The following is a 22,573-nucleotide window of genomic DNA, read 5'->3' on the forward strand; positions in this document are numbered from 1 at the left end:
GCAAGGATTGCTTGACCCGATACCGTCCCGCGGCGGATGACGAATATCGATGGCATCGCTCCCAATCGCCCCCAAACTCGCGCCGATCCGCGCCGCCGCATTCGTCGCGGGCGGCGCGGCGCTCGCGGCCGCAATTCTCATCTTCTTCGTGGCCGGCAATTCCGTCGTCGCGGGCGGATTCTTGGCGGCCGGGCTGATCGTCGGCGGTGGCGCGATCGTCTGGCGGTTGCTTGCCGCCCCCGCCCCGGCGAGCGTCTCGGCGGTCGATTGGAGCATGGCGCGGGCCCTGGCGGAGGCGAGCAGCGACGCCGTGGCGGTGACCGACCGTGCAGGGCGGCTGGTCTGCGCCAACGACCGCTATCAGGCGCTGTTCGACGGACTTCCGACACCGCCCGGCCTGCCGCTCGACGCGGACGGCGTGACGGTCCTGGGCAGCGCCGGCCGCGCCGCGTGGCGCGACGGCAGCGGCCAGGCTCGCAATCTCGTTGCGCGGGGCACGGCGCTGTCGGCGGAGATCGTGCGATCCGGCGATGAAGGCGACATGCTCGTCTGGCGTTTTGCAATCGCCGCGGCGCACGACGCCGCGGCGACGGTTGCGCGACTGCTGGAAACCGATACGGGAGAACGGCTCGGGCAGAGCGGGATCATGGCGGCCCTTCTTTCGCCGGACGGCCGCATCCGCGCCGCCAACCGCGTGCTGCGACTTCGCGCGGTGGGCCATGACGACAGCGCAGACGCGCAGGCGCTGGTCGGCCGCGATTTCACGCGTTTCCTCATCACCGACAGTCGCGGCCTGGTGCGCTTCGAGCGTGAAGGGCTGGGCGGCATGCCGCTACGAATCCTTCAGGTGCCGTTCGCCGCCGACGACGATGCGGGCGTGCTGGTCGCGCTGGTGGACGATGAAGACGACACGCCCGCGATCGGCGCATCGGCCTCCGCACACGTCCGCAGCCTGGTCAGCCTGATGCCGTTCGGCATGGCGCTGGTCGACCGCGACGGTCGCTTCTTGCAGATGAACGAAGCCTTCATGCGCGCCGCGTCCGTCGATGCCGCGGCACCGCCCCTGTATCCCGGCGACCTGGTGGTCCGCGAGGACAAGGGCGCGGTGGCCGATGCGATCCGCCGCTTTGCTACGGGTGCCACCCACAGCACCGACATGGCCGTGCGGCTGAAGGACCATCCCGAGGAGCCGGTCGCGCTCACCATTGCCGGCGCGCGTGGCCTGGGCGATGCCGCGGTGCTGCTCAGCCTCAAGGACAATAGCGAGGAAAGCCGGCTGAAGCGCGAGGTGGCGCAGGCGACGAAGATGCAGGCGGTCGGTCAGCTCGCGGGCGGTGTCGCCCACGATTTCAACAATATCCTGACCGCGATCATCGGGCATTGCGATCTGATGCTGATGCGTCATTCGCCCGGCGACAGCGACTATGACGACATCCAGCAAATCCGCACGAACTCCAATCGCGCCGCCGGGCTAACGCGCCAACTGCTCGCCTTCTCGCGCCAGCAGACGTTGCGCCCGCAGGTGCTCCAGCTCCCCGACGTCGTCTCCGAAGTATCCAATCTGCTCAAGCGGCTGATGGGCGAGACGGTTCGTCTCGACGTTGCTCACGGGCGCGATCTGGGACCGATCCGCGCCGATCCCGGACAGCTGGAACAGGTCGTGGTCAATCTGGCGGTCAACGCGCGCGATGCGATGATTTCCGCCAACCCGCGCGGGGGCGGCACGCTGAAGATTCAGACGCGCAGCGTCTCGGCGCACGAGGTTCGCCGGATGGCGTCGGACATCCTGCCGGTGGCGGACTATACCGGCCTGTTCGTCAGCGACACCGGCACCGGCATACCGCCTGAAGTGCTGCCGAAGATATTTGAGCCGTTCTTCACCACCAAGGAGGTGGGCAAGGGCACCGGCCTGGGTCTTTCGACCGTCTACGGCATCGTCAAACAGTCGGGCGGCTATATCTTTGCGGATTCGAAGCCGGGTGAGGGGGCGGTCTTCTCGATCTTCTTTCCGGTCCATGCCGCCTCGGCCGCCGCGCCGATCCGGGCGCCGGCACGCGCCGCAGCCAAGCCCGCCGAAATCTGGGGCACCGGCACTATCCTGCTGGTGGAGGACGAGGAGATGGTACGCGCGGTCGCCGAGCGCGCGCTGACCCGCCAGGGGTATCAGGTGCTCACCGCCGAGAACGGCGAAGTCGCGCTGGATGTGCTCACCAGGTCCGGCCGGCCGGACCTGCTCATATCCGACGTGGTGATGCCCACGATGGACGGCCCCACGATGGTGCGCCACGCGCGCGAAAAATATCCCGGTCTGCCGGTGCTGTTCATGTCGGGCTATGCAGAGGAACAGTTGCGCAAGTCGATCGACATCGACGACGTCGCCTTCCTGCCCAAGCCTTTCTCGGTGCAGCAACTGGCCGAAGCCGCGCGGGATGCCCTTGCGCGACATTAGCACGTAGGGGACTGGAACGGATGCGAAACCTCTTCTAAGAAGGGGACGATGGCTGCACAGAATATCCTGATCGTCGAGGACGAACCCCTGATAGCAATGATGCTGGAGGACTTTCTGGAGGTTCTCGATCACACGATCGCCGGTGTAGCCGACAGCTGCGAAACGGCGCTGCGTGCGATCGCAGGCGGGGGGGTCGATGCAGCGATCCTCGACGTCAATCTCCGCGGCGGTGAGAACAGCACGGCGGTTGCCGAGGCGCTCGCTCAGCGGGGCTTGCCGTTTATCTTTGCGACCGGTGGCGGCGATGACGGCGTGGATGTGCGCTTTCGCGATCGGCCGCGATTGCAGAAGCCATTCACGATGGACGGCGTCGCAAAGGCGCTGGACGAGCTCTGAACGAAATTTACTTGCGCCGGTGACGCAGTTGGCGACATAGCGCGCGCCTATGAGCAACCGTTTCGACAAGTCTCGCCTTCCCAGCCGGCATGTGTCCGTCGGTCCGGAGCGGGCGCCGCACCGCAGTTATTATTATGCGATGGGTCTTACCGAAGAGGATATCGCCCGGCCGTTCGTGGCACTCGCCAGCGCGGGCAACGACAGTGCGCCCTGCAACACCTTGCTCGATGTCCAGGCCGATGCGGCGAGGGCAGGCGTGATCCAGAACGGCGGGATGCCCCGGCGTTTCAATACGATAACCGTCACCGACGGCATCGCCATGGGTCATCAGGGAATGAAGTCCTCGCTGGTCAGCCGCGAGGTCATCGCGGATTCGGTTGAACTCAGCGTGCGCGGCCATTGCTATGACGCGCTCGTGGGCTTTGCAGGCTGCGACAAATCGCTGCCCGGGATGATGATGGCGATGCTGCGGCTGAACGTGCCGTCGATCTTCGTCTATGGCGGCTCGATCCTGCCGGGCCGGTTCCAGGACAAGGACATCACCGTCGTCGACGTGTTCGAAGTGGTCGGCCGCTTTGCCGCCGGAGCCTGCCCGATCAGCGAACTGCATGCGATGGAAAAAGTCGCCTGTCCCGGCCACGGCGCGTGCGGGGGGCAGTTTACGGCCAACACGATGGCGTGCGTGGGCGAGGCGATCGGCCTGTCCCTGCCCAACAGCAACATGGTCCCCGCGCCCTATTCGACCCGCGAGCAGATCGCCATTGCGGCGGGGCATCAGGTCATGGAATTGCTCGAGCGCAACATCCGCCCGCGCGACATCTGCACCCGCGAAGCCTTCATCAACGCCGCGCGCGTCGTCGCCGCGACCGGCGGATCGACCAACGCCGCGCTTCATCTCCCAGCGATGGCGAGCGAGGCGGGGATCGAGTTCGACCTGTTCGACGTCGCTGAAGCCTTCAAGTCCACGCCCTACATCGCCGACCTGAAGCCAGGGGGCCAATATGTTGCCAAGGACATGTACGAAGCGGGCGGCGTGTACATGCTGATGAAGACGATGCTGTCGGGCGGCTTCCTCGACGGCAATTGCCTGACGGTGACCGGCCGCACGCTGGGCGAGAACATCGACCAGGTCACCTGGAACCCCGATCAGAAGGTCATCTACGATGTGAAGACGCCGATCTCCCCCACCGGGGGGGTGGTCGGCCTGCGCGGCACCCTCGCCCCCGATGGCGCGATCGTGAAGGTGGCAGGTATGCACCGGCTTCACTTCGAAGGGCCTGCGCGCGTCTTCGATTGCGAGGAGGACACTTTCGCCGCGGTCGAGGCGCGGAGCATCGTCGAAGGCGAAGTGATCGTCATCCGATATGAAGGGCCAAAGGGCGGTCCGGGCATGCGCGAGATGCTGTCGACCACCGCCGCGCTTTATGGTCTGGGGATGGGCGAGAAGGTGGCGCTCATCACCGATGGGCGGTTCTCCGGCGCCACGCGCGGCTTCTGCATCGGCCATGTCGGTCCCGAAGCCGCAGACGGCGGCCCGATCGCGCTCGTCGAAAACGGCGACACGATCCGCATTGACGCAGAGGCGGGCACCATCGACCTCCTCGTGTCCGAGGATGTTCTGACCGCCCGTCGCGCCGCATGGGTGCCGCGCACCAACGATTATCAGTCCGGCGCACTCTGGCGCTACGCGCGCAACGTTGGGCCGGCATGGCAAGGTGCGATTACCCACCCCGGCGCGGCGGCCGAACGCCATGTCTACGCGGATATATAGTCTACTGCTTCTCGCCTTGGGAGCGTGCGGAAACGGCCGGACAGATGCCACGGACAACGGCCGCATCCTGTGCGCACGGGGGTCAGCGCCGCTGACACGGTCCTGCACGGTCGAGCGCGACCGTCGCGGCGGGGTGCTCACGATCCACGCCGAAGATGGCGGCTTCCGCCGCCTGCGCGTCACCGACGACGGCCGCGGGGTCGTTGCCGCCGACGGAGCAGAGGCTGCACGCGTCCATATCGTCGACGCGAACACGATCGATGTCACCCTCGGCAACAATCGCTACCGGTTGCCCGCAACCGCTCGCGGTGCCAACGCCGCGCCATGATCCCGATCGACGGCCAGATGATCCTCACCGCGCAAGGCGTGCGGGATGCCGAAGCCGCGAGCGGCGCGAGCAGCGTGGAACTGATGGAGCGCGCAGGAGCGGCGCTCGCCGAGCAGGTCCGGCGCCTGGCGGGGGGCGCAGAGGTGCTCGTCGCATGCGGCCCCGGCAATAACGGGGGAGACGGCTATATTGCCGCCGCGATCCTCGCGCGCGCGGGGCTTGCCGTCCGGGTCGCCGCGTCCGCCGACTGCGCCAGCGATGCGGGTCGGCGCGCACGATCGGCATGGCACGGGCCGGTCGAAGCGCTTGTCGCGGCCGACCCCGCACCCGTCTTCGTCGAAGCCGTGTTCGGCACCGGCCTGAACCGTCCCCTGGACAAGCATATCGTCGCGGACCTCCATCGCCTTCACGGCGGCGCGCAGCTGTCGATCGCGGTCGATCTTCCCGCGGGAGTCGGCACCGACGACGGCGCCTGCCTGTCGGAAATACCCCGGTACGATCTGACGCTGGCGCTCGGTGCGTTGAAGCCTGCGCATGTCCTCTACCCGGCGGCGGCGCGTGCGCGCGCGGTCCGATTGCTCGATATCGGGGTGAAGGCGGCGAGCGAGGTCGCCGTGCTCGCCAGGCCGCATCTGCAAGCACCGGCCGCGGACGCGCACAAATACAGCCGCGGCATGGTCGCCATCGTCGCGGGCCGTATGCCCGGCGCCGCAGCCCTCGCCGCGATCGCCGCTGCGCAGGGCGGGGCGGGGTATGTCCTCCTGCTCGGCAGCGCCACCGATCGCCTGCCCCATGCGATCCTCCGTCGGCGCTACACGGTCGAGGCACTGGACGACCCGCGCATCGGCGCACTGCTCATCGGCGCCGGCCTGGGTCGAGACGATCTGGCGCGGGCGAAGCTAGACGACGCGCTCGCCTCCGCACACCCGCTCGTGATCGACGGCGACGCGCTGCACCTGCTCGACGTCAACCGGCTGAGCGGGCGTAAGGCACCCGCCGTCCTCACCCCTCACGCCGGTGAATTCGCCGCGATTTTCCGCGGCGCCGCTCCGGGTGGAAAGATCGTTGCCGCGCAAGATGCTGCACGCCTCTCGGGCGCGACCATCGTCTTCAAGGGCGCGGACACCGTCATCGCGCATCCGGACTGGCGCGCGCGCGTGACGACCGGCCCCGCAACCTGGCTCTCGACTGCGGGCACTGGCGATACGTTGGCAGGCGTAATCGCCGCGCAATTGGCGGCCTGTGGTGATCCGTTCGCCGCCGGCTGCGCTGGTGTGTGGCTTCATGCCGAGGCCGGGCGCCGTTCAGGCCCCGCCTTCCTTGCCGACGATCTCGCCGGCGCGTTATCCGGAGCCATTGCGCAATGTCTTTGATCGTCCGCGTCGCCGCGCGCGGCGAAGGCGTAGCGCAGGACGGTCGCCACGCCGCCTATGCCGCCCCCGGGGACACGTTGAAGCCGGACGGTGCCGTCATGCCCGGCCCACATCATCAAACGCCGCCATGTCGCCACTTCCCGCGCTGCGGCGGTTGCCAGCTCCAGCATCTGGACGACGTGGCGTATGCCGATTTTGTCCGCGACCGGATCGCCGGCGCCCTCGCCGCGCATGATCTGACCGCACCGATCCGCGAGGTCGCGCTGTCGCCCCCGCGCACGCGCCGACGCGCGACGCTGCACGCCGAAAAGGGCGGGCGGCTGGGCTTTGCGGAGGAAAAGAGTCATGCGATCGTCGACATTGTCGAGTGCCATATCCTCATCCCCGAACTCTTCGCGCTTGTCGCACCGCTGCGCGCCTTGCTTCCCAAGCTCGGCCTGAAACGCCGCGCCGACGTCCATCTCGTGATGCTCGATCAGGGCGCCGACATTCTCGTTACCGGGCTTGCCGCAGAAGGACTCGCAGCGGCCGAGGCGATTACCGGCTTCTGCGAACGCCACGCCGTCGCGCGCTTTGCGGTCGATGACGGCCTCGGCCCCGAAACCCGCTGGGAACCCGATGCCGCGACGGTCACGCTGGGCGGCGTGGCCGTGCCCTTTCCCCACGCGGCGTTTCTTCAGGCGACCGCGGAAGGCGAAGCCGCACTCGTCGCCGCGGTGCGGGAGGCGACGGAGGGCGCCGGCACGATCGCCGATCTCTTCGCCGGCCTCGGCACCTTCGCACTGGCACTCCCCGGGCGCGTCTATGCAGCGGAGGGCGCGCGGGATGCCGTCGCCGCGTTGAAATCCGCCGCCGCCCGTGCCCGCAAGCCGGTATTCGCCGAACACCGCGATCTGTATCGACGCCCGCTCACCGTGGCCGAACTGGATCGCTTCGACGCGATCGTCATCGACCCGCCCCGCGCTGGCGCGCGCGATCAGATGCCTGCGCTGGCTACCACCACGGCAAAGCGACTGGCCTATGTTTCGTGCAATCCCAGCAGTTTTGCGCGTGACGCCAAGATCTTGTGCGAAGGTGGCTGGCGACTTGGCTGGGTGCAGCCGGTCGGCCAATTCCGCTGGTCCACCCATGTCGAACTGGCGGCGGGCTTCAGTAGGTAGCGCCTACGAAGAACAGCCCGTCGGGCGGTGCGTTCAGCCCCAGCCGCGCCCGGTCCCGCGCCGCCAGCGCCGCCGTCACGTCGTCGCTCGCCCAGCGGCCCATGCCGACCAGCGCCAGGCTCCCCACCATGGATCGGACCTGGTGATGCAGGAACGATCGGGCCGCCGCATGGACGGCAATGTTCTCGCCTCGGCGCACGACCTCCAGCCGGTCGAGCGTCCGTACCGGGCTGTCTGCCTGACAATGCGCCGAGCGGAAGGTTGTAAAATCATGTCGGCCGACCAGCGCCTGCGCGGCGGCGTCCATCGCCGCGGCATCTAGCGGATGAGGGATCTGCCACGCGAACCCCGCCGTCTGGGTCAGCGGCGCCCGCCGATTGACAATCCGATAGATATACGTCCGCCCGATGCACGAAAAGCGCGCATGCCAGTCGTCGGCCACCGCCTCGCACGCCAGCACCGCGACCGGGGCCGGGCGGACGCGGGCATTCAGCGCCTCCATCAGCCGGAACGGCGCGATCGGCTTGGCGATATCGACATGCGCGCGCATCGCCAGCGCATGGACGCCGGCATCGGTCCGCCCCGCCGCCTGCACCGAAGCGCGCTCCCCGGTGACCGAGAATACCGCTTCCTCCAGCGCCTGCTGCACCGAAGGGCCATGCGTCTGCCGCTGCCAGCCCATGAACGGCCGCCCGTCATATTCGATGGTCAGCGCGAAACGCGTCAAAGGCGCGTTCCCGCGGGGATGGGAAAGCCGCGCAGCAATTCCTCGGCTGAGGTCACGCCGCGGCCGGCGCGCTGGACGATCGTCGGCCGGATCGCCCCGTCGCCGCACGCGATCGTCAGCCGCGCGTCCACCGTCTCGCCCGCGCCGCCCGGGAAGGTGAAGGGCAGCACCTCGGCGGCCAGCACCTTCACCCGCTCTCCCGCCACCTCGAACCACGCACCCGGGGCGGGGTTCATCGCGCGCACGCAGCGCTCGACGGCCGTCGCGCTGCCCGAAAAATCGAGCCGGGCCTCGGCCTTGTCGATCTTGGCGGCATAGGTGACGCCAACATCCGGTTGCGGAACAGGAGGATAGCCGTCGATATTGGCAAGAACACGTACCATCGCCTGCGCACCGGCCAGCGCGAGTTCGGCGGCAAGTTCGCCCGCAGTCTTGCGGCCGACCGGGGTCCGTGCCTCCAGCAGCACCGGCCCGGTATCGAGTCCCGTCTCCATCCGCATGATGCCGACCCCGGTCTCGGCATCCCCCGCCAGGATCGCGCGCTGCACAGGTGCCGCCCCGCGCCACCGCGGCAGCAGCGAGCCGTGGACGTTCAGGCAGCCGCGGCGCGGCGCCTCCAGCACCGCGCGCGGCAGGATCAGCCCATAGGCCGCGACCACGCCAACATCGGCATCGAGCGCGGCGAAATCGGCCTGAGCCTCGGGCGTCTTCAACGACACCGGCGTCGGCACCGCGATGCCCAGCGCCTCCGCCCGCCGTTGCACGGGCGAGGGCACCGGTTCGCGCCCGCGCCGCCCGCCCGGCCGCGGCGGCTGGCTATAGGCGGCGACGATTTCGTGCCCGGCTTCTACCAGCGCGTCGAGCGTCGGCACCGCGAAGTCGGGGGTTCCCATGAAGACGATCCGCATCGCCGCCGTCTCCCCGCTGGCGCGGCGCCGCGCAACCCCCTATCTCCCGCCGCATGGCATCCCCCGAGATCGAGGCGCTGACCCAGGCGCTGGCGCGCCTGCCGGGGCTGGGACCGCGTTCGGCGCGGCGCGCGGTTCTGCACCTGCTCAAGAAGCGCGAGGCGGCGCTCGGCCCGCTGCTGTCGGCGCTGACCGCGGTCGAGGAACGGCTGGAGACGTGCGCGACCTGCGGCAACGTCGATACCGCGAACCCGTGCGCGGTCTGCGCCGATCCGCGCCGCGATGCCCGCGCGCTGTGCGTGGTCGAGGAGGTCGCGGATCTGTGGGCGCTCGAACGCTCGCGGCTGTTTCCCGGCCGGTTTCATGTGCTTGGCGGGCGTCTTTCGGCACTGGAGGGAATACGTCCCGAAGACCTCGCGATCGATTCGCTCGTCCGCCGGGTCGAGGCTGGCGGCATCGACGAGGTCGTGCTGGCGATGAACGCGACGCTGGAGGGGCAGACGACCGCGCATTATCTGGCGGAGCGGATCGAACGCTTTCCGGTGCGTGTCACCCAGCTCGCTCACGGCCTGCCGGTCGGCGGCGAACTCGATTATCTGGACGAGGGGACGCTGGCGCAGGCGCTGCGCGCGCGTCGTCCGGTTTCGTGATGTTGGCTGCCCGGCTTGACCCGGCTTGAATTGTCGGACTCGCTTGCGTAGCTGGCGCGCATGGCCGTCCTCCCCATCGTCGAAGTCCCCGATCCGCGCCTGCGCGCGGTCTCCACCCCGGTCGAGGCGGTGGACGACGACGTCCGGCGCCTCGTCGCCGACATGACCGACACGATGTACGCCGCGCACGGTATCGGCCTGGCGGCGATCCAGGTCGGCGTCGAGAAGCGCGTCGTCGTGATCGACCTGCAGGCGGAGGAGGATGCCGAGGGCAAGCCCGTCCGCGTGCCGCAAGCCTATATCAATCCCGAGATCGTCTCGGTCAGCGACGAGCTGTCGGTCTATAACGAGGGTTGCCTGTCGATCCCCGAACAATATGCCGAGGTCGAACGCCCGGCGCGCTGCCGCGTGCGCTGGCTCGATACCGGCGGCGCGCGCCATGAGGAGGAACTCGACGGCCTGCTCGCGACGTGCATGCAGCACGAGATCGACCATTGCGACGGCATCCTCTTCATCGACCACGTCTCGCGCCTCAAGCGCGAGATGCTGCTGCGCAAGCTCGCCAAGCAGCGAAAAGCGGGATGAGGTAACTTTCGACTAACCTTCCGGCCGCGTTCGATCTATGTTCCTGCCCGAATCATGTGGGAAGCAAGATGGCCGAGTTGATCCTGGTGGCGGTGCTGGCGGTGGCGGCGGGGCTGCTGATCGGCTGGCTGGTCGCCGCGCGCAAGAATGGCGCGATCGCCGGCGAACTGGCGGTGGCGAAGACCCGCGCGGCCGACATGGAGCTGATCCGCGCCGCGCGCGATGCGGTGGAGGCCGAACGCAACGCCGCGCATCAGGAACTCGCCGCATTGCGCGCCCAGGCCGATGAACGGCGGACGGCGCATCAGGCGACGCTCGACGAGTTGAAGCAGGCGCGCGACGCGATGACCGCGCAATTCGGCGATGCGGCGGCCAGGGCGCTGGAGACGGCGCAGACCCAGTTCCTCGAACGCGCCGACGCCCGCTTCCGCCAGTCCGAGGAGACCGCGGGGCAGAACCTCAAGTCGATGCTGCAACCCGTCAGCGACCGCCTGCAACGCTATGAAGAGGCGGTCGACAAGGTCGAGACCGAGCGCAAGGGCGCGTTTAGCGAGCTGAAGGGCCAGATCGAACAGATGCGCCTCGGCCAGGAAAAGGTCAGCACCGAAGCCGCCAAGCTGGTCAATTCGCTGCGCAACGCCCCCAAGTCGCGTGGCCGCTGGGGCGAGCAGCAGCTGAAGAACGTGCTGGAGACCTGCGGGCTGAGCGAACACACCGATTTCCAGACCGAGGTCAGCATCTCAGGGGGAGACGAGGGCGGGCGGCTGCGCCCCGACGCGATCATCCGCGTGCCCGGCGGCCGTGCGCTGGTGATCGACGCCAAAGTGTCGCTCAACGCCTATCAGGACGCGTTCGGCGCGGTGGACGAGGGCGAGCGGCTGCGCGGTCTGGCGCTGCACGCGACGTCGATGCGCGCGCACGTCAACGGCCTCGGCAACAAGGCGTATTGGAGCCAGTTCAAGGACGCGCCCGATTATGTGATCATGTTCGTTCCCGGCGAGCATTTCCTGTCTGCGGCGCTCGAACATGATCCGACGCTGTGGGATTTCGCGTTCGAAAAGCGGGTGCTGCTCGCGACCCCGACCAATCTGATCGCGATCGCGCGGACGGTGTCGGCGGTGTGGCGGCAGGAGAAGCTCGCCGACGAGGCACGCCGGATCGGCGAATTGGGCAAGGAGCTTTACGACCGGCTGGCCAAGGCGGCGGGCGATTTGCGCAAGGTCGGCGGCGGGCTGACCTCGGCGGTCAACAATTACAACAGCTTCGTCAGCAGCTTCGAGAGCCGCGCGCTGGTGACGGCACGCAAGTTCCGCGACCTCAACATCGAAACCGGCGCGCGCGAGATCGAGGAAGTGCCCCCGGTCGAGGCGCTGGCGCGTTATGCCGAGGACGTACCGCGCCTCATCGACGCGGCCGAATGAAGGGACTGCGGATGAACGGGATGTTCAAAGGACCGTTGGTGATCGACCGGGATCAGTCCGTTACGGGCATGATCGCAGGCGACGTGATCGTGAAGAGCGGCGTCCGCGCGTCGATCTCGGCGATGGTCTCGGGCGATGTCGTGGTCGAACCGGGCGGGCAGGCGGTCGTCTCGGGCATGATCGCAGGCCGGGTAATCGGCGACGGGCATGGTCGCCAACCGCAGCGGCTAGGATAAACTTTGGCCGGGTCAGCCCATCCTCGCCGTTCGCCCTGAGCGCAGTCGAAGGGCAGATGGCCAGGCATGTGCCCTTCGACTGCGCTCAGCACGAACGGAAGATGGATCAAGCGAAGTTGGATCAAGCGGACCGCTTCAGCCCGCCTGCCGCGCCAGCACTTCATATGCCATCACCGCGGTGGCGACCGCGGCATTGAGGCTGTCCGCCTTCCCCCGCATCGGGATCTTCACCAGCATGTCGCACGCCTCTGCCATCTCCGGCGGCATCCCCTGCGCCTCGTTGCCGGTCAGCAGGAATGCCGGCGCGGCATAGGCCGCCGTCCGGTAATCCGTGTCGGCATCCAGGCTCAGCCCGACCAACTGCCCCGGCCCCGCGCGCAGCCACGCCAGGAAAGGCGCCCATTCGCTGCGCACCACCGGCACCGTGAACAGCGCCCCCATGCTCGCGCGCACCGCCTCGACCGAGAAGGGATCCACGCACTCGCCGATCAGGATCAGCCCGCCCGCGCCCACCGCATCGCCGGTGCGCAGGATGGTCCCCAGATTGCCCGGATCGCGCAGCCGCTCGGCGACTAGCCAGACGCCCGCTTCGGTGCGATCGAGCGACGCCAGATCGGCATCGAACTCGTCGAAGATGCCGACCACCGCCTGCGGATTGTCCTTGCCCGACAGCTTGGCGAGGATGTCGGGCGTCGTCTGGATCGATTCGCCACCCGCCGCCTCGACGTCGAACGACAGCGCATAGACCAAAGGGTGATTGGCGCTGGCGGCGGCGTAGAACAATATCCTGGGCAAACGCCTCGTCTCGCGCGCCTCGGTCAGGATACGCAGGCCCTCGGCCAGGAACTGGCGAGACACCTTGCGGTGGCGCTTGTCGCGCAGGTCGCGGGCGTATTTGACGAGCGGATTGGAGAAAGCGGTGATCTCGCGGGGCATTGGGCGTCAGACGAAGGGTTGCGCAAGGCGAACCAGACACGCCCTGCCGGCGCGGCTTTGCCGCGGCTCCAGCCGATCAATCTTCACCGAACTTGGCCTCAACCAGGTCGCACAGCGCTCCCACCGCAGCCTCCGCGCCGTCGCCTTGCGCGCTGATCGTGATCGTGTCGCCCATCGCCGCACCCAGCATCATCAGCCCCATGATCGACGTGCCGGTCACCGCCGACCCCGCCTCCTTCTCCACCTGCACCTCGCACGGCTGGGTGGAGGCCAGCGTCACGAACTTGGCACTGGCGCGCGCGTGCAAGCCGCGGCGATTGGCGATCAGCACCCGTCGAACGACGCTCACGCCGCTGCCTCGCCGAGCACTTCGGAGGCGACCGATATGTATTTGCGCCCCGCCTCGCGCGCCGCGGCGACCGCATCGACGACTTTCATTGCCTTGCGCGCCGAGCCGAGCCGGATCAGCATGGGCAGGTTCATCCCCGCGATCACCTCGACCTGGCCGCGCCGCATCAGCGAGATCGCCAGGTTCGACGGTGTGCCGCCGAACAGGTCGGTCAGTACGATCACGCCCTTGCCCGCATCTACCGCCTGGATCGCGGCGGCGATGTCGGCGCGGCGGCCCTCCATGTCGTCGTCCGGGCCGATCGCGATCGTCGCGACGCGCTCCTGCGGACCGACGACGTGAACCATCGCGGTCACGAATTCCTCGGCGAGGCGTCCGTGCGTCACCAGAACCAGGCCGATCATCTCGATTGCGTTTCCATGCTCACGCGCCGGCCGGCTTTCCTACGAGTGAATCCTGGGGGGCGGCGCCCAGATCACGGTGAAAGACCGTGGGCGAAAAACCTGCGCTCTGCAACCGGGTCGCGATCCGTTGAGCGACGTGGACGGACCGATGTCTTCCTCCGGTACAGCCGATTGCCACGGTGACGTAGCTTTTACCCTCCGCACGGTAGCGAGGCAGCAAAAGGAGGAGCAGTCCTTCGATCCGCTCCAGCGCCTCGTCATAGGCAGGATCGCTCGCGACATAAGCGGCGACATCGGGGTCGAGTCCGGTGCCGGGCCGGAGCGTGGGAACCCAGTGCGGATTGCGCAGGAAGCGCATGTCGAAGACCAGATCGGCGCCGCGCGGCAGCCCGCGCGAAAAGCCGAACGACATCACCGCCAGCGTCGGCTCGCCCGGCGTCTCGCGCGCGAACAGATCGCGCACCTGCTGCGCCAGCGCATTGGCGGTCAGATCGGTGGTGTCGATCAGCCGGTTCGCGAAATCGCGCAACGGCTGGAGCAATTCGCGCTCGCGGGCGATGCCGTCGTTCGCCGGTCGATCGAGGGCCAGCGGGTGCCGCCGCCGCGTCTCGGAATAGCGTCGTTCGAGTTCGGCACCTGAACAGTCGAGAAACAGCGTTCCCACGTCAAGACCATGGCGTTCGCGCAGATCGGTGATGCGGCGCACGATGTGGTCGGGATCGAAATCGCGGGTACGCGCACCGATGCCGATCGCCAGCGGCTGCGATCCTTCGCCGGCCCCCGCGGGCAGCGGCGCGTCGAGCAACCGGTCAAGGAGGACCAGCGGCAGGTTGTCGACCACCTCCCAGCCCAGATCCTCCAGCGTCTTCAGCACCGTCGATTTGCCCGCGCCAGACAGGCCGGTGACGAGTAGGATCGGCTGGCTTGGCGGCCGCTCTATCATGCCGGCGTCGCTTCGGGCTGGCGCAGTGCGATCTCGATCGCGATCGGCGCTGCATTGGCGCGAGGGTCGATCGTCAGCATCCGCACCTCGACTCCTGCGATCATGCGCCGGCGCCGTTCGGGCATCCGGGGCTGTTCGGAATCGAGACGGATCAGCAGGGCGACCGGTGCTTCGTCCAAGTGCGGCATGCTGGCAATGCCGACGCCGCGTACCTCGATTCGACCCGCCATCAGGTGCGGCGCACGCGCGAGCAACCCGGCGCCGGTACGCACCACCAGGGTACGATCATCGCTGACCAGCATCGCGCCGCGATCGATCAGTCTGAGCGCCAGGTCGGATTTGCCCGCGCCGGCATGGCCCTCGATCACGACCGCAAGGCCGTCGATCGCAACTGTCGTGGCATGAAGCGTTTCGGAACTGACGACGGCCACGGCGGGGCGGTTCCTATTGATCGGCCAGGGGCAGGCGGACGACGAAACGAGCGCCGGCCAGGCTGCCGTCGCGCGATTCGGCGGTTATCCGCCCCTGATGCGCCTCCACGATGGTACGCGCAATGGCCAGGCCGAGACCCGAATGTTGGCCGAAGGCTTCGCTGGCCGGGCGGACCGATTGGAACCGTCGGAACACTGCCTCGCGCGCATCCTCGGGGACGCCGGGGCCATCGTCGTCGATCTGGATGACGAGCGTGTCTCCCTCGTTCCGCACCGCGATTGCGACCATGCCGCCGTCGGGTGAGAAGGACAAAGCATTGTCGATCAGGTTTTCCACCACGCGCTCCAGCCGAGCGCCTTCGCCCAGAACGATCGCATCCCCGTGCCAAAGGCGGTCGAAGCGCAGTCGGAGGCCGCGCTCGACGCCGCGTGTCTCGCGCTGGGCGAGCAGCGCCGCGATCATCGCGGCAACGTCGACAGGCTCGAATTTCGCCCGGCTCAGTTGCGCGTCCAGGCGCGACGCTTCGGAGATGTCGGTGATAAGCCGGTCGAGCCGCAGCACGTCGTCGCGAACGATCGCCAGCAGCTTTTGGCGCAGCGCCGGGTCGCTCACCCGTTCCAGCCCCTCGACCGCCGAACGCAGCGACGCCAGCGGGTTCTTCATCTCGTGCGTGACGTCCGCGGCAAACGCCTCGGTCGCGTCGATCCGTGCGCGCAACGCCAGGCTCATGTCCGACAGCGCCCGCGCGAGCAGGCCGAGTTCGTCGCGGCGGTCGGGCAACCGCGGCACCACCACCTCGCGCGCACGCCCCAGTCGCACGCGCACCGCCGCCCGCGCCAGCCGGCGGAGCGGGCGCACGATCGTCCGCGCCAGGAAAAGCGATAGCAGCACCGAAACGATCGTCACCACCGCCAGCACGATGCCGAGCCGAAAGCGTTCTATCCGCACCGTCTGGGTGATGTCCCGCGCGTTCAACGTGGTCATCACAATGTTGCCGCCCGGCAGTGGCGCTGCCGCAGTGATGACCGGCGTGCGGTCCGGCGCCCGCCAGACCGTGGTCGCCACGACAGAACGTGCCGCGGCCGCACGGACGTCGGGCCACTGCCCGCCATCGCGACGCTCGCGGTACAGGGGGGGGCGGGGCGCCGCGACGACGATGTCGATCCCGGCATCCAGCCAGCGCGCGATGGCCTGATTCCACCCTTGGCGATCCGGATCCACCAGCACGAAATTGCGCAAGCCCTCGGCACGGGTGTCGAATGTCTGCGCTCCGTCGCGTTCGAAGACGCGGATTCGCGATCCGGTGTCCTCCGCCAGCCGCAGCAGCAGCGGGTTGCGCATTCCCGGCTCGACCGACGCGATTGCCTCCGCGATCAGCCGGGTCTCGCGAGAGGCCTGCTCCCGCCGCCCATCGACGATGCGGCTGCGGTAGGAATCAAGATAGAAGAACCCGCCAGCCAGCAGCAGCAGGGCGAACACGTTGACCGCCAGGATCCGCCGGGTGAGCGACACCCGCCCCGACCAGCGTAGCGTGAGGTCGCGTTCCTCAATCCTCGGAATATCGGTATCCGGCGCCATACAAGGTCTCGATTGCGTCGAATTCCGGATCGACGGCGCGGAATTTGCGTCGCAGTCGCTTGATATGGCTGTCGATCGTACGATCGTCGACGTAGATGTCGTCCTGATAGGCCGCGTCCATCAGCTGGTTGCGCGTCTTCACGATGCCCGGCCGCTGTGCAAGCGTTTCCAGGATCATGAATTCGGTGACGGTCAGCGTGACCGGCGCACCGGCCCAGCTGGTCCGATGCCGGGCCGGGTCCATCGTCAGGCGCCCGCGTTGGAGCGATCCGGCGGCACTATCGGGACTGTCCCCGCCGGCTGCTTGTACCGCTTCAGCCCGGCGCAGGATCGCGCGGATGCGAGCGATGAGCAGCCGTTGGCTGAACGGCTTGGCGATGTAATCGTCCGCGCCCATCGCCAGGCCGAGGGCCTCGTCCAGTTCGTCGTCCTTGCTGGTCAGGAAGATCACCGGCACCTGGCTCTTCTCGCGCAGCCGACGCAGCAGCTCCAACCCGTCCATCTGCGGCATCTTGATGTCGAAGATCGCCAGATCGGGCGGATTGTCGATCAGTGCCTTTAACGCTGCCTCGCCATCCGAGTACACGCGCGTGGCGAAGCCTTCGGTCTGCAGCGCGATCGACACCGAGGTCAGGATGTTGCGGTCGTCATCGACGAGCGCGATCGAGGCGGTCATGCCACGGGGACTAATCCAAAGTTGGGACAGGCTCAACCGGGCGTGTTTGACGCTATCCGGACAGCACCTTATGCGATTGCGCATACGTATGCGGCCACAAGAGTCGTGAGATTATGGGGACATCATCATGAACGAACGAATCCCGGAGCGCGGCCTGGCCGAACAGGGCATCGAAACGCGTGCGACACTGCACTGGAATCTGGTCACCGCACGTCTGATCGAAACCGCGGTCGCGCGCGGCGAGGGCAAGCTGTCTGCCGACGGTCCTCTGGTCGTCGAGACGGGTCAGCACACCGGCCGATCCGCGCAGGACAAGTTCATCGTCCGCGATACCGAGACTGAGCAATCGGTCTGGTGGGGCAAATCCAACAAGGCAATGGAGCCCGCGCATTTCGCCGCGCTCAAGGCCGATCTCTTTGCGATGCTGCATGCCAAGGAAGACTTGTTCGTCCAGGATCTCTACGGCGGTTCGCAGCCCGAGCATCGTGTCCGCGTGCGTGTCGTCACCGAACTGGCGTGGCACAATCTGTTCATCCGCACGATGCTCGTCCGCCCGGAGGAGCATGAACTGCGCGGCTTCGACGCCGAATATACGATCGTCGACCTTCCCAGCTTCCGGGCCGATCCGGCACGCCACGGCTGCCGCAGCGAAACAGTGATCGCGGTGAACTTCACCGAGAAGCTGATCCTCATCGGCGGGACGCGCTATGCCGGTGAGATGAAGAAGTCGGTCTTCGGCCTGCTCAACTATCTGCTTCCGCCCACCGGCGTGATGCCGATGCACTGTTCGGCCAACATGGGGGCGGATGGATCGACAGCGGTATTCTTCGGTCTTTCGGGCACCGGCAAGACGACGCTCTCGGCCGACGCCAGCCGCACGCTGATCGGGGACGACGAACACGGCTGGTCCGACACCGCAGTCTTCAATTTCGAGGGCGGCTGCTACGCCAAGATGATCCGCCTATCGGCCGAGGCAGAGCCGGAAATCTTCGCCACCAGCAAGCGTTTCGGCACCGTGCTGGAAAACGTGGTCATGGATCCGGTCACCCGCCGGCTCGATCTGCACGACAACAGCCTGGCCGAGAACAGCCGTGGCGCGTATCCGATCGACTTTATCCCCAACGCGTCGGATGACAATATGGGCGGGGTGCCCCGGAACATCGTTATGCTGACCGCGGACGCTTACGGGATCATGCCGCCGATCGCCAAGCTGACGCCCGACCAGGCGATGTATCATTTCCTCTCGGGTTATACCGCACGAGTCGCCGGCACCGAGATGGGCGTGACCGAACCCGACGCGACCTTCTCCACCTGCTTCGGCGCGCCGTTCATGCCGCGGCATCCGTCGGTCTATGGCAATCTGCTCAAGGAGCGGATCGCGCGAGGCGGGGTCGATTGCTGGCTGGTCAACACCGGCTGGACCGGCGGCAAATATGGCGTCGGCAACCGCATGCCGATCAAGGCGACCCGGGCATTGCTCAACGCCGCACTCGACGGCAGCCTGAACGATGTCGAGTTCCGCACCGATCCCAATTTCGGGTTCAAGGTGCCAGTCAGCGTGGCCGGTGTGGACAGCGCCATCCTCGATCCGCGCGAGACCTGGGCCGACAAGGCGGATTATGACGCGGCCGCGGCAAAGTTGGTCGACCTGTTCGTCGAGAACTTCGCGCAATTCGAGAGCGCGGTGGACGAGGGTGTCCGACAATCGGCACCCAAATCCTCGCGCGTCACTCAGCCCGCCTGACCTGCCCGACATGATCGGGCCTTTTCGAAAGCCCGATCATGTCCACCCCCCGCTTCTTCGCCGACGATGCCGAAATTGCGCATGTTGGCGAGGGCCTGCTCGCCCGCACATTGCCGCGCGCGAAATGGACGCACGAAGCCCATCTCGCCGCGACGTGCTGGCTGCTCCGTATGCGGCCGGATATCGATGCGGACGCCGAGATCGCCGGGATCATCAGCGGCTACAATCTCGCGGCCGGCGGCGTGAACGACGACCATCATGGCTATCACGACACGATCACCCGCTGCTTTCTGGCGGGGGCACGTGCGCATTTCGCCGGCCGCCCGAATGGTGAGCCGCTGGTCGACAGTGTCAACGCGCTGCTGACCACGCCCGCCGGGGCGCGCGATTGGCCGCTGCGCTTCTACAGCGGCAAGCGGCTGTTCTCGGTGCAGGCCCGCCGCGGCTTCATTGCGCCGGATCGAGCGCCGTTGCCGTGACCTGCCCCACGCGTTCGACGATCGCCACGCCGCCCTCGACGCCGACTATCCGCACGAGGTCGCCCAGATCGGCATAGCTCCCGCGCGCGGGCCAGCTTCCATCACCCACCCGCACCCGACCAGCGCCTTCCTCGATCGCGATCTCGACGGTGACGACGGCGCCGATCATCTGCGCACTGCGATCGTTCAGCCGAGCATCGGACGCGACCGGATAATCGCTGTACCAGCGCCGCCCGATTACCACCGCGGCCACGCTCCACACCCCGAACGACGCGAGTTGCGCGGCCAGCGGCAGATCTGGCAGCGCGAGCAGCGCCGCGCCGGTGATCGCCGCCGCTACGCCCAGGAACACCGCGAATACGCCGGGCATCGCAAGTTCGGCGATGCCCAGCACCAGCGCCGCGATCAGCCACCAGCCTGCGTCGTTCATCGCCTCAGCCCTGCGGCAGCTCGAACGGCCCGCGCCTGGGGGCGGGCGCGGGCGGGCTGGCAACCGCGTCGCTCAGCGCATCCTTGGCGAGTTGGCCGATGCCACCGAGCGTGCCCATCAACTGCGTCGCCTCGACGGGGAAGAGGATCGTCTTGGCGTTCGGGCTGGTCGCGAACTTGCCGATCGCCTCGACATATTTCTGCGCGATGAAATAATTGATCGCCTGGGTGTTGCCGCCCTGGATCGCTTCCGACACCGCCTTGGTCGCCGCGGCTTCGGCCTGGGCGGCGCGTTCGCGTGCCTCGGCGTCGCGAAAGGCGGATTCCTTGCGTCCCTCGGCCTCCAGGATGCGTGCCTGCTTCTGCCCCTCGGCGCGCAGGATTTCGGACGCCCGCGTCCCCTCGGCATCGAGGATGTTGGCGCGCTTCTCGCGCTCGGCCTTCATCTGGCGGCCCATCGCGTTGACGATGTCGGCGGGCGGGCGGATGTCCTTGATCTCGACGCGGGTGATCTTCACCCCCCACGGCGTGGTCGCATGATCCACGACGCGCAGCAGGCGCGCGTTGATCTCGTCGCGCTTCGACAAGGTCTCGTCGAGGTCCATCGACCCCATCACGGTGCGCAGGTTCGTCGTCGTCAGCTGGAGCAGCGCGACGTAGAGGTCGCTGACCTCATACGCCGCCTTGGGCGCGTCGAGCACCTGGAAGAAGACGACCCCGTCGGTCGAGATCATCGCATTGTCCTTGGTGATGATCTCCTGCCCCGGAATGTCGATCACCTGCTCCATCATGTTCACCTTGCGGCCGACACGATAGAAGAAGGCGGGATAGAAGTTGAAGCCGGGCGAGGCGGTGGCGGTGTAGCGGCCGAAATGCTCGATCGTATATTGATAGCCCTGGCGGACGATCTTGATCGAAGTCATCAGATAGAAGAGCACCAGCGCAAGCGCGAGGGCGGCGGCGATAAGGGCCATCGAAGCGGTTCCTCAAGTTTCGAACCAGATTAGCACGGCGGCGGGGCAGGGGCCTAGCCGTACCGCTGCGCTTTGGTTACATGGCGCGCCACCTCCTTGACCCCCGCAGGATTCGGCACGCCCATGGATATCCGCCTCGGCCTCACCTTCGACGATGTCCTGCTGTGTCCGGCGGAGTCCGACGTGCTGCCTACCCAGGCGGACACCCGCACCCAGGTGACGCGGACGATCGCGCTCAACATCCCGATGCTGTCGGCGGCGATGGACACGGTGACCGAGGGCAGCATGGCGATCGTGATGGCGCAACTGGGCGGCATCGGCGTGCTCCACCGCAACCTGACGATCGACGAACAGGTCGCCGCGGTGCGCCAGGTCAAGCGATTCGAAAGCGGCATGGTCGTCAACCCAATCACGATCGCGCCGACCGCCACCCTGGCGCAGGCGCGCGCGCTGATGGTCGAGAACCGGATCAGCGGCATCCCCGTGGTCGAGGCCAACGGCAAACTCGTCGGCATCCTGACCAATCGCGACGTGCGCTTCGCCGCGAACCCCAACCAGCCTGTTGCCGAACTGATGACGCACGAAAATCTCGCGGTGGTATCGACCGACGTCGGCCAGGAGGAAGCGCGCCGGTTGCTCCACCACCGCCGCATCGAGAAATTGCTGGTGGTCGACGACGCCTACGCTTGCGTCGGCCTCATCACCGTCAAGGATATCGAGAAAGCGGTGACCTATCCCGATGCGACCAAGGACGGCGCCGGCCGCCTGCGCGTCGCCGCGGCGACGACGGTCGGCGACAAGGGGTTCGACCGCACCGAGGCGCTGGTCGATGCCGAATGCGACCTGATCGTCATCGACACCGCGCACGGCCACAATCGCGACGTCGCGCGTGCCGTCGAGCGGGTGAAGAAGCTGTCCAACCACGTCCAGGTCGTCGCCGGCAACGTCGCCACCGCCGAAGCCACCAGGGCGCTGATCGGTGCGGGCGCGGATGGGGTGAAGGTCGGCATCGGGCCGGGGTCGATCTGCACCACGCGCATCGTCGCGGGCGTCGGCGTGCCGCAGCTGACCGCGGTGATGGACTGCGCCGAGGAAGGCCATCGCCAAGGCGTGCCGGTGATCGCCGATGGCGGCATCCGCACCTCGGGCGATATCGCCAAGGCACTGGCGGCGGGGGCATCCTGCGTGATGATCGGATCGCTGCTCGCGGGCACCGAGGAAGCACCGGGCGAGACCTTCCTCTACCAGGGCCGCGCCTATAAATCCTATCGCGGCATGGGCTCAATGGCGGCGATGGCGAAGGGTTCGGCCGATCGCTATTTCCAGCAGGATATCAAGGATCAGCTGAAGCTCGTCCCCGAGGGCATCGAGGGGCAGGTCGCGTTCAAGGGGCCGGCGCGCGACGTGATCCACCAGCTCGTCGGCGGCATCAAGGCGTCGATGGGCTATACCGGATCGAAGACGCTGGCCGACCTTCGCGAGCGCGCGCAATTCGTCCAGATCACCGGCGCAGGCCTGCGTGAAAGCCACGTCCATGACGTGACGATCACGCGAGAGGCGCCGAACTATCCGTCGCATTGAGGCTCCGGCCGTTCCAGATCCAATGCATGGTGCCGTTCGCGCGG

At 67.5% G+C, this 22,573-nt stretch carries 24 protein-coding genes; 13 read left to right on the forward strand and 11 right to left on the reverse strand.

The genetic code is table 11. The features are described from left to right. Positions 1-49: 49 nt before the first annotated feature. The 6 genes from VF643_RS06110 (at position 50) to VF643_RS06135 (ending at position 7,477) form a co-directional block, all read left to right on the forward strand. Positions 50-2,449 (forward strand): hybrid sensor histidine kinase/response regulator, encoded by a 2,400-nt coding sequence (locus tag VF643_RS06110; protein ID WP_331042484.1) that lies wholly within the window; start codon positions 50-52, stop codon positions 2,447-2,449. A 48-nt stretch (positions 2,450-2,497) separates the two neighbouring features. Continuing rightward, complete coding sequence (locus tag VF643_RS06115) at positions 2,498-2,845, forward strand: response regulator (protein ID WP_331042485.1); 348 nt, start codon at positions 2,498-2,500, stop codon at positions 2,843-2,845. A gap of 49 nt (positions 2,846-2,894) precedes the next feature. After that, entirely contained in the window at positions 2,895-4,616 is a 1,722-nt protein-coding gene (gene ilvD, locus VF643_RS06120; RefSeq protein WP_331042486.1) for a dihydroxy-acid dehydratase, read from the forward strand. Positions 4,617-4,749: 133 nt separating this feature from the next. Continuing rightward, positions 4,750-4,944, forward strand: a complete 195-nt coding sequence (locus VF643_RS06125) for a hypothetical protein (RefSeq protein WP_331042487.1) — start codon at positions 4,750-4,752, stop codon at positions 4,942-4,944. Then, positions 4,941-6,317 carry an NAD(P)H-hydrate epimerase gene (locus VF643_RS06130; RefSeq protein WP_331042488.1) on the forward strand — a complete coding sequence of 459 codons (1,377 nt, stop codon included), beginning with the start codon at positions 4,941-4,943 and terminating at the stop codon, positions 6,315-6,317. The genes VF643_RS06125 and VF643_RS06130 overlap by 4 nt, the downstream gene beginning before the upstream one ends. Next, a complete protein-coding gene (locus VF643_RS06135) occupies positions 6,308-7,477 on the forward strand; it encodes a class I SAM-dependent RNA methyltransferase (protein ID WP_331042489.1) in 1,170 nt (389 codons plus the stop codon). Before VF643_RS06130 ends, VF643_RS06135 begins: the two co-directional genes overlap by 10 nt. On the opposite strand, the gene truA is transcribed toward VF643_RS06135, so the two are convergent. Beyond that, positions 7,467-8,204, reverse strand: a complete 738-nt coding sequence (gene truA / locus VF643_RS06140) for a tRNA pseudouridine(38-40) synthase TruA (protein ID WP_331042490.1) — start codon at positions 8,202-8,204, stop codon at positions 7,467-7,469. The genes VF643_RS06135 and truA overlap by 11 nt on opposite strands. Beyond that, positions 8,201-9,112, reverse strand: coding sequence for a methionyl-tRNA formyltransferase (gene fmt, locus VF643_RS06145; protein ID WP_331042491.1), 912 nt, complete (start codon positions 9,110-9,112; stop codon positions 8,201-8,203). Before fmt ends, truA begins: the two co-directional genes overlap by 4 nt. Before the next feature lie 53 nt (positions 9,113-9,165). On the opposite strand from fmt, the gene recR reads away from it, so the two are divergent. The 4 genes from recR to VF643_RS06165 all read left to right on the forward strand — a co-directional run bounded on the left by recR (position 9,166) and on the right by VF643_RS06165 (position 12,004). Next, the gene (gene recR, locus VF643_RS06150; protein WP_331042492.1) at positions 9,166-9,762 is read left to right on the forward strand and encodes a recombination mediator RecR; all 597 of its coding nucleotides are present in this window, start codon (positions 9,166-9,168) and stop codon (positions 9,760-9,762) included. Positions 9,763-9,822: 60 nt separating this feature from the next. Next, complete coding sequence (gene def / locus VF643_RS06155; RefSeq protein ID WP_331042493.1) at positions 9,823-10,347, forward strand: peptide deformylase; 525 nt, start codon at positions 9,823-9,825, stop codon at positions 10,345-10,347. A 68-nt stretch (positions 10,348-10,415) separates the two neighbouring features. Then, on the forward strand, positions 10,416-11,768 hold the full coding sequence (gene rmuC, locus VF643_RS06160) for a DNA recombination protein RmuC (RefSeq protein ID WP_331042494.1): 1,353 nt from the start codon (positions 10,416-10,418) through the stop codon (positions 11,766-11,768). Positions 11,769-11,779: 11 nt separating this feature from the next. Beyond that, the gene (locus VF643_RS06165) at positions 11,780-12,004 is read left to right on the forward strand and encodes a hypothetical protein (protein ID WP_331042495.1); all 225 of its coding nucleotides are present in this window, start codon (positions 11,780-11,782) and stop codon (positions 12,002-12,004) included. A 135-nt stretch (positions 12,005-12,139) separates the two neighbouring features. On the opposite strand, the gene VF643_RS06170 is transcribed toward VF643_RS06165, so the two are convergent. The 7 genes from VF643_RS06170 to VF643_RS06200 all read right to left on the reverse strand — a co-directional run bounded on the left by VF643_RS06170 (position 12,140) and on the right by VF643_RS06200 (position 17,322). Next, on the reverse strand, positions 12,140-12,940 hold the full coding sequence (locus VF643_RS06170) for an RNA methyltransferase (RefSeq protein WP_331042496.1): 801 nt from the start codon (positions 12,938-12,940) through the stop codon (positions 12,140-12,142). 76 nt (positions 12,941-13,016) lie between these two features. Beyond that, positions 13,017-13,289, reverse strand: a complete 273-nt coding sequence (locus VF643_RS06175; protein ID WP_331042497.1) for an HPr family phosphocarrier protein — start codon at positions 13,287-13,289, stop codon at positions 13,017-13,019. Then, complete coding sequence (locus VF643_RS06180; RefSeq protein ID WP_331042498.1) at positions 13,286-13,693, reverse strand: PTS sugar transporter subunit IIA; 408 nt, start codon at positions 13,691-13,693, stop codon at positions 13,286-13,288. Before VF643_RS06180 ends, VF643_RS06175 begins: the two co-directional genes overlap by 4 nt. 19 nt (positions 13,694-13,712) lie before the next feature. Next, positions 13,713-14,636, reverse strand: coding sequence for an RNase adapter RapZ (gene rapZ / locus VF643_RS06185; RefSeq protein WP_331042499.1), 924 nt, complete (start codon positions 14,634-14,636; stop codon positions 13,713-13,715). After that, entirely contained in the window at positions 14,633-15,067 is a 435-nt protein-coding gene (locus VF643_RS06190; RefSeq protein WP_331042500.1) for an aldolase, read from the reverse strand. The genes rapZ and VF643_RS06190 overlap by 4 nt, the downstream gene beginning before the upstream one ends. 13 nt (positions 15,068-15,080) lie before the next feature. Then, a complete protein-coding gene (locus tag VF643_RS06195; RefSeq protein ID WP_331042501.1) occupies positions 15,081-16,646 on the reverse strand; it encodes a sensor histidine kinase in 1,566 nt (521 codons plus the stop codon). Then, positions 16,615-17,322, reverse strand: a complete 708-nt coding sequence (locus VF643_RS06200; RefSeq protein ID WP_331042502.1) for a response regulator transcription factor — start codon at positions 17,320-17,322, stop codon at positions 16,615-16,617. Before VF643_RS06200 ends, VF643_RS06195 begins: the two co-directional genes overlap by 32 nt. 127 nt (positions 17,323-17,449) lie before the next feature. Between VF643_RS06200 and VF643_RS06205 the strand changes: the two genes are divergently transcribed. Both VF643_RS06205 and VF643_RS06210 read left to right on the forward strand, forming a co-directional pair. Then, complete coding sequence (locus VF643_RS06205) at positions 17,450-19,066, forward strand: phosphoenolpyruvate carboxykinase (RefSeq protein ID WP_331042503.1); 1,617 nt, start codon at positions 17,450-17,452, stop codon at positions 19,064-19,066. Positions 19,067-19,104: 38 nt separating this feature from the next. Continuing rightward, positions 19,105-19,545 (forward strand): hypothetical protein, encoded by a 441-nt coding sequence (locus VF643_RS06210; protein ID WP_331042504.1) that lies wholly within the window; start codon positions 19,105-19,107, stop codon positions 19,543-19,545. Here the strand turns inward: VF643_RS06210 and VF643_RS06215 are convergent. Together VF643_RS06215 and VF643_RS06220 are read right to left on the reverse strand one after the other, a co-directional pair. Beyond that, the gene (locus VF643_RS06215; protein ID WP_331042505.1) at positions 19,514-19,975 is read right to left on the reverse strand and encodes an NfeD family protein; all 462 of its coding nucleotides are present in this window, start codon (positions 19,973-19,975) and stop codon (positions 19,514-19,516) included. The two genes, VF643_RS06210 and VF643_RS06215, sit on opposite strands and share 32 nt — an antisense overlap. Positions 19,976-19,979: 4 nt before the next feature. Continuing rightward, complete coding sequence (locus tag VF643_RS06220; protein ID WP_331042506.1) at positions 19,980-20,948, reverse strand: SPFH domain-containing protein; 969 nt, start codon at positions 20,946-20,948, stop codon at positions 19,980-19,982. Positions 20,949-21,071: 123 nt separating this feature from the next. Here VF643_RS06220 and guaB point away from each other — a divergent pair, with 123 nt between their 5' ends. Further along, a complete protein-coding gene (guaB, locus tag VF643_RS06225; RefSeq protein WP_331042507.1) occupies positions 21,072-22,529 on the forward strand; it encodes an IMP dehydrogenase in 1,458 nt (485 codons plus the stop codon). Positions 22,530-22,573 lie beyond the last annotated feature (44 nt).

Origin of the sequence: Sphingomonas sp., assembly GCF_036387595.1 — a bacterium.
In the GTDB taxonomy this organism is placed as follows: domain Bacteria; phylum Pseudomonadota; class Alphaproteobacteria; order Sphingomonadales; family Sphingomonadaceae; genus Sphingomonas.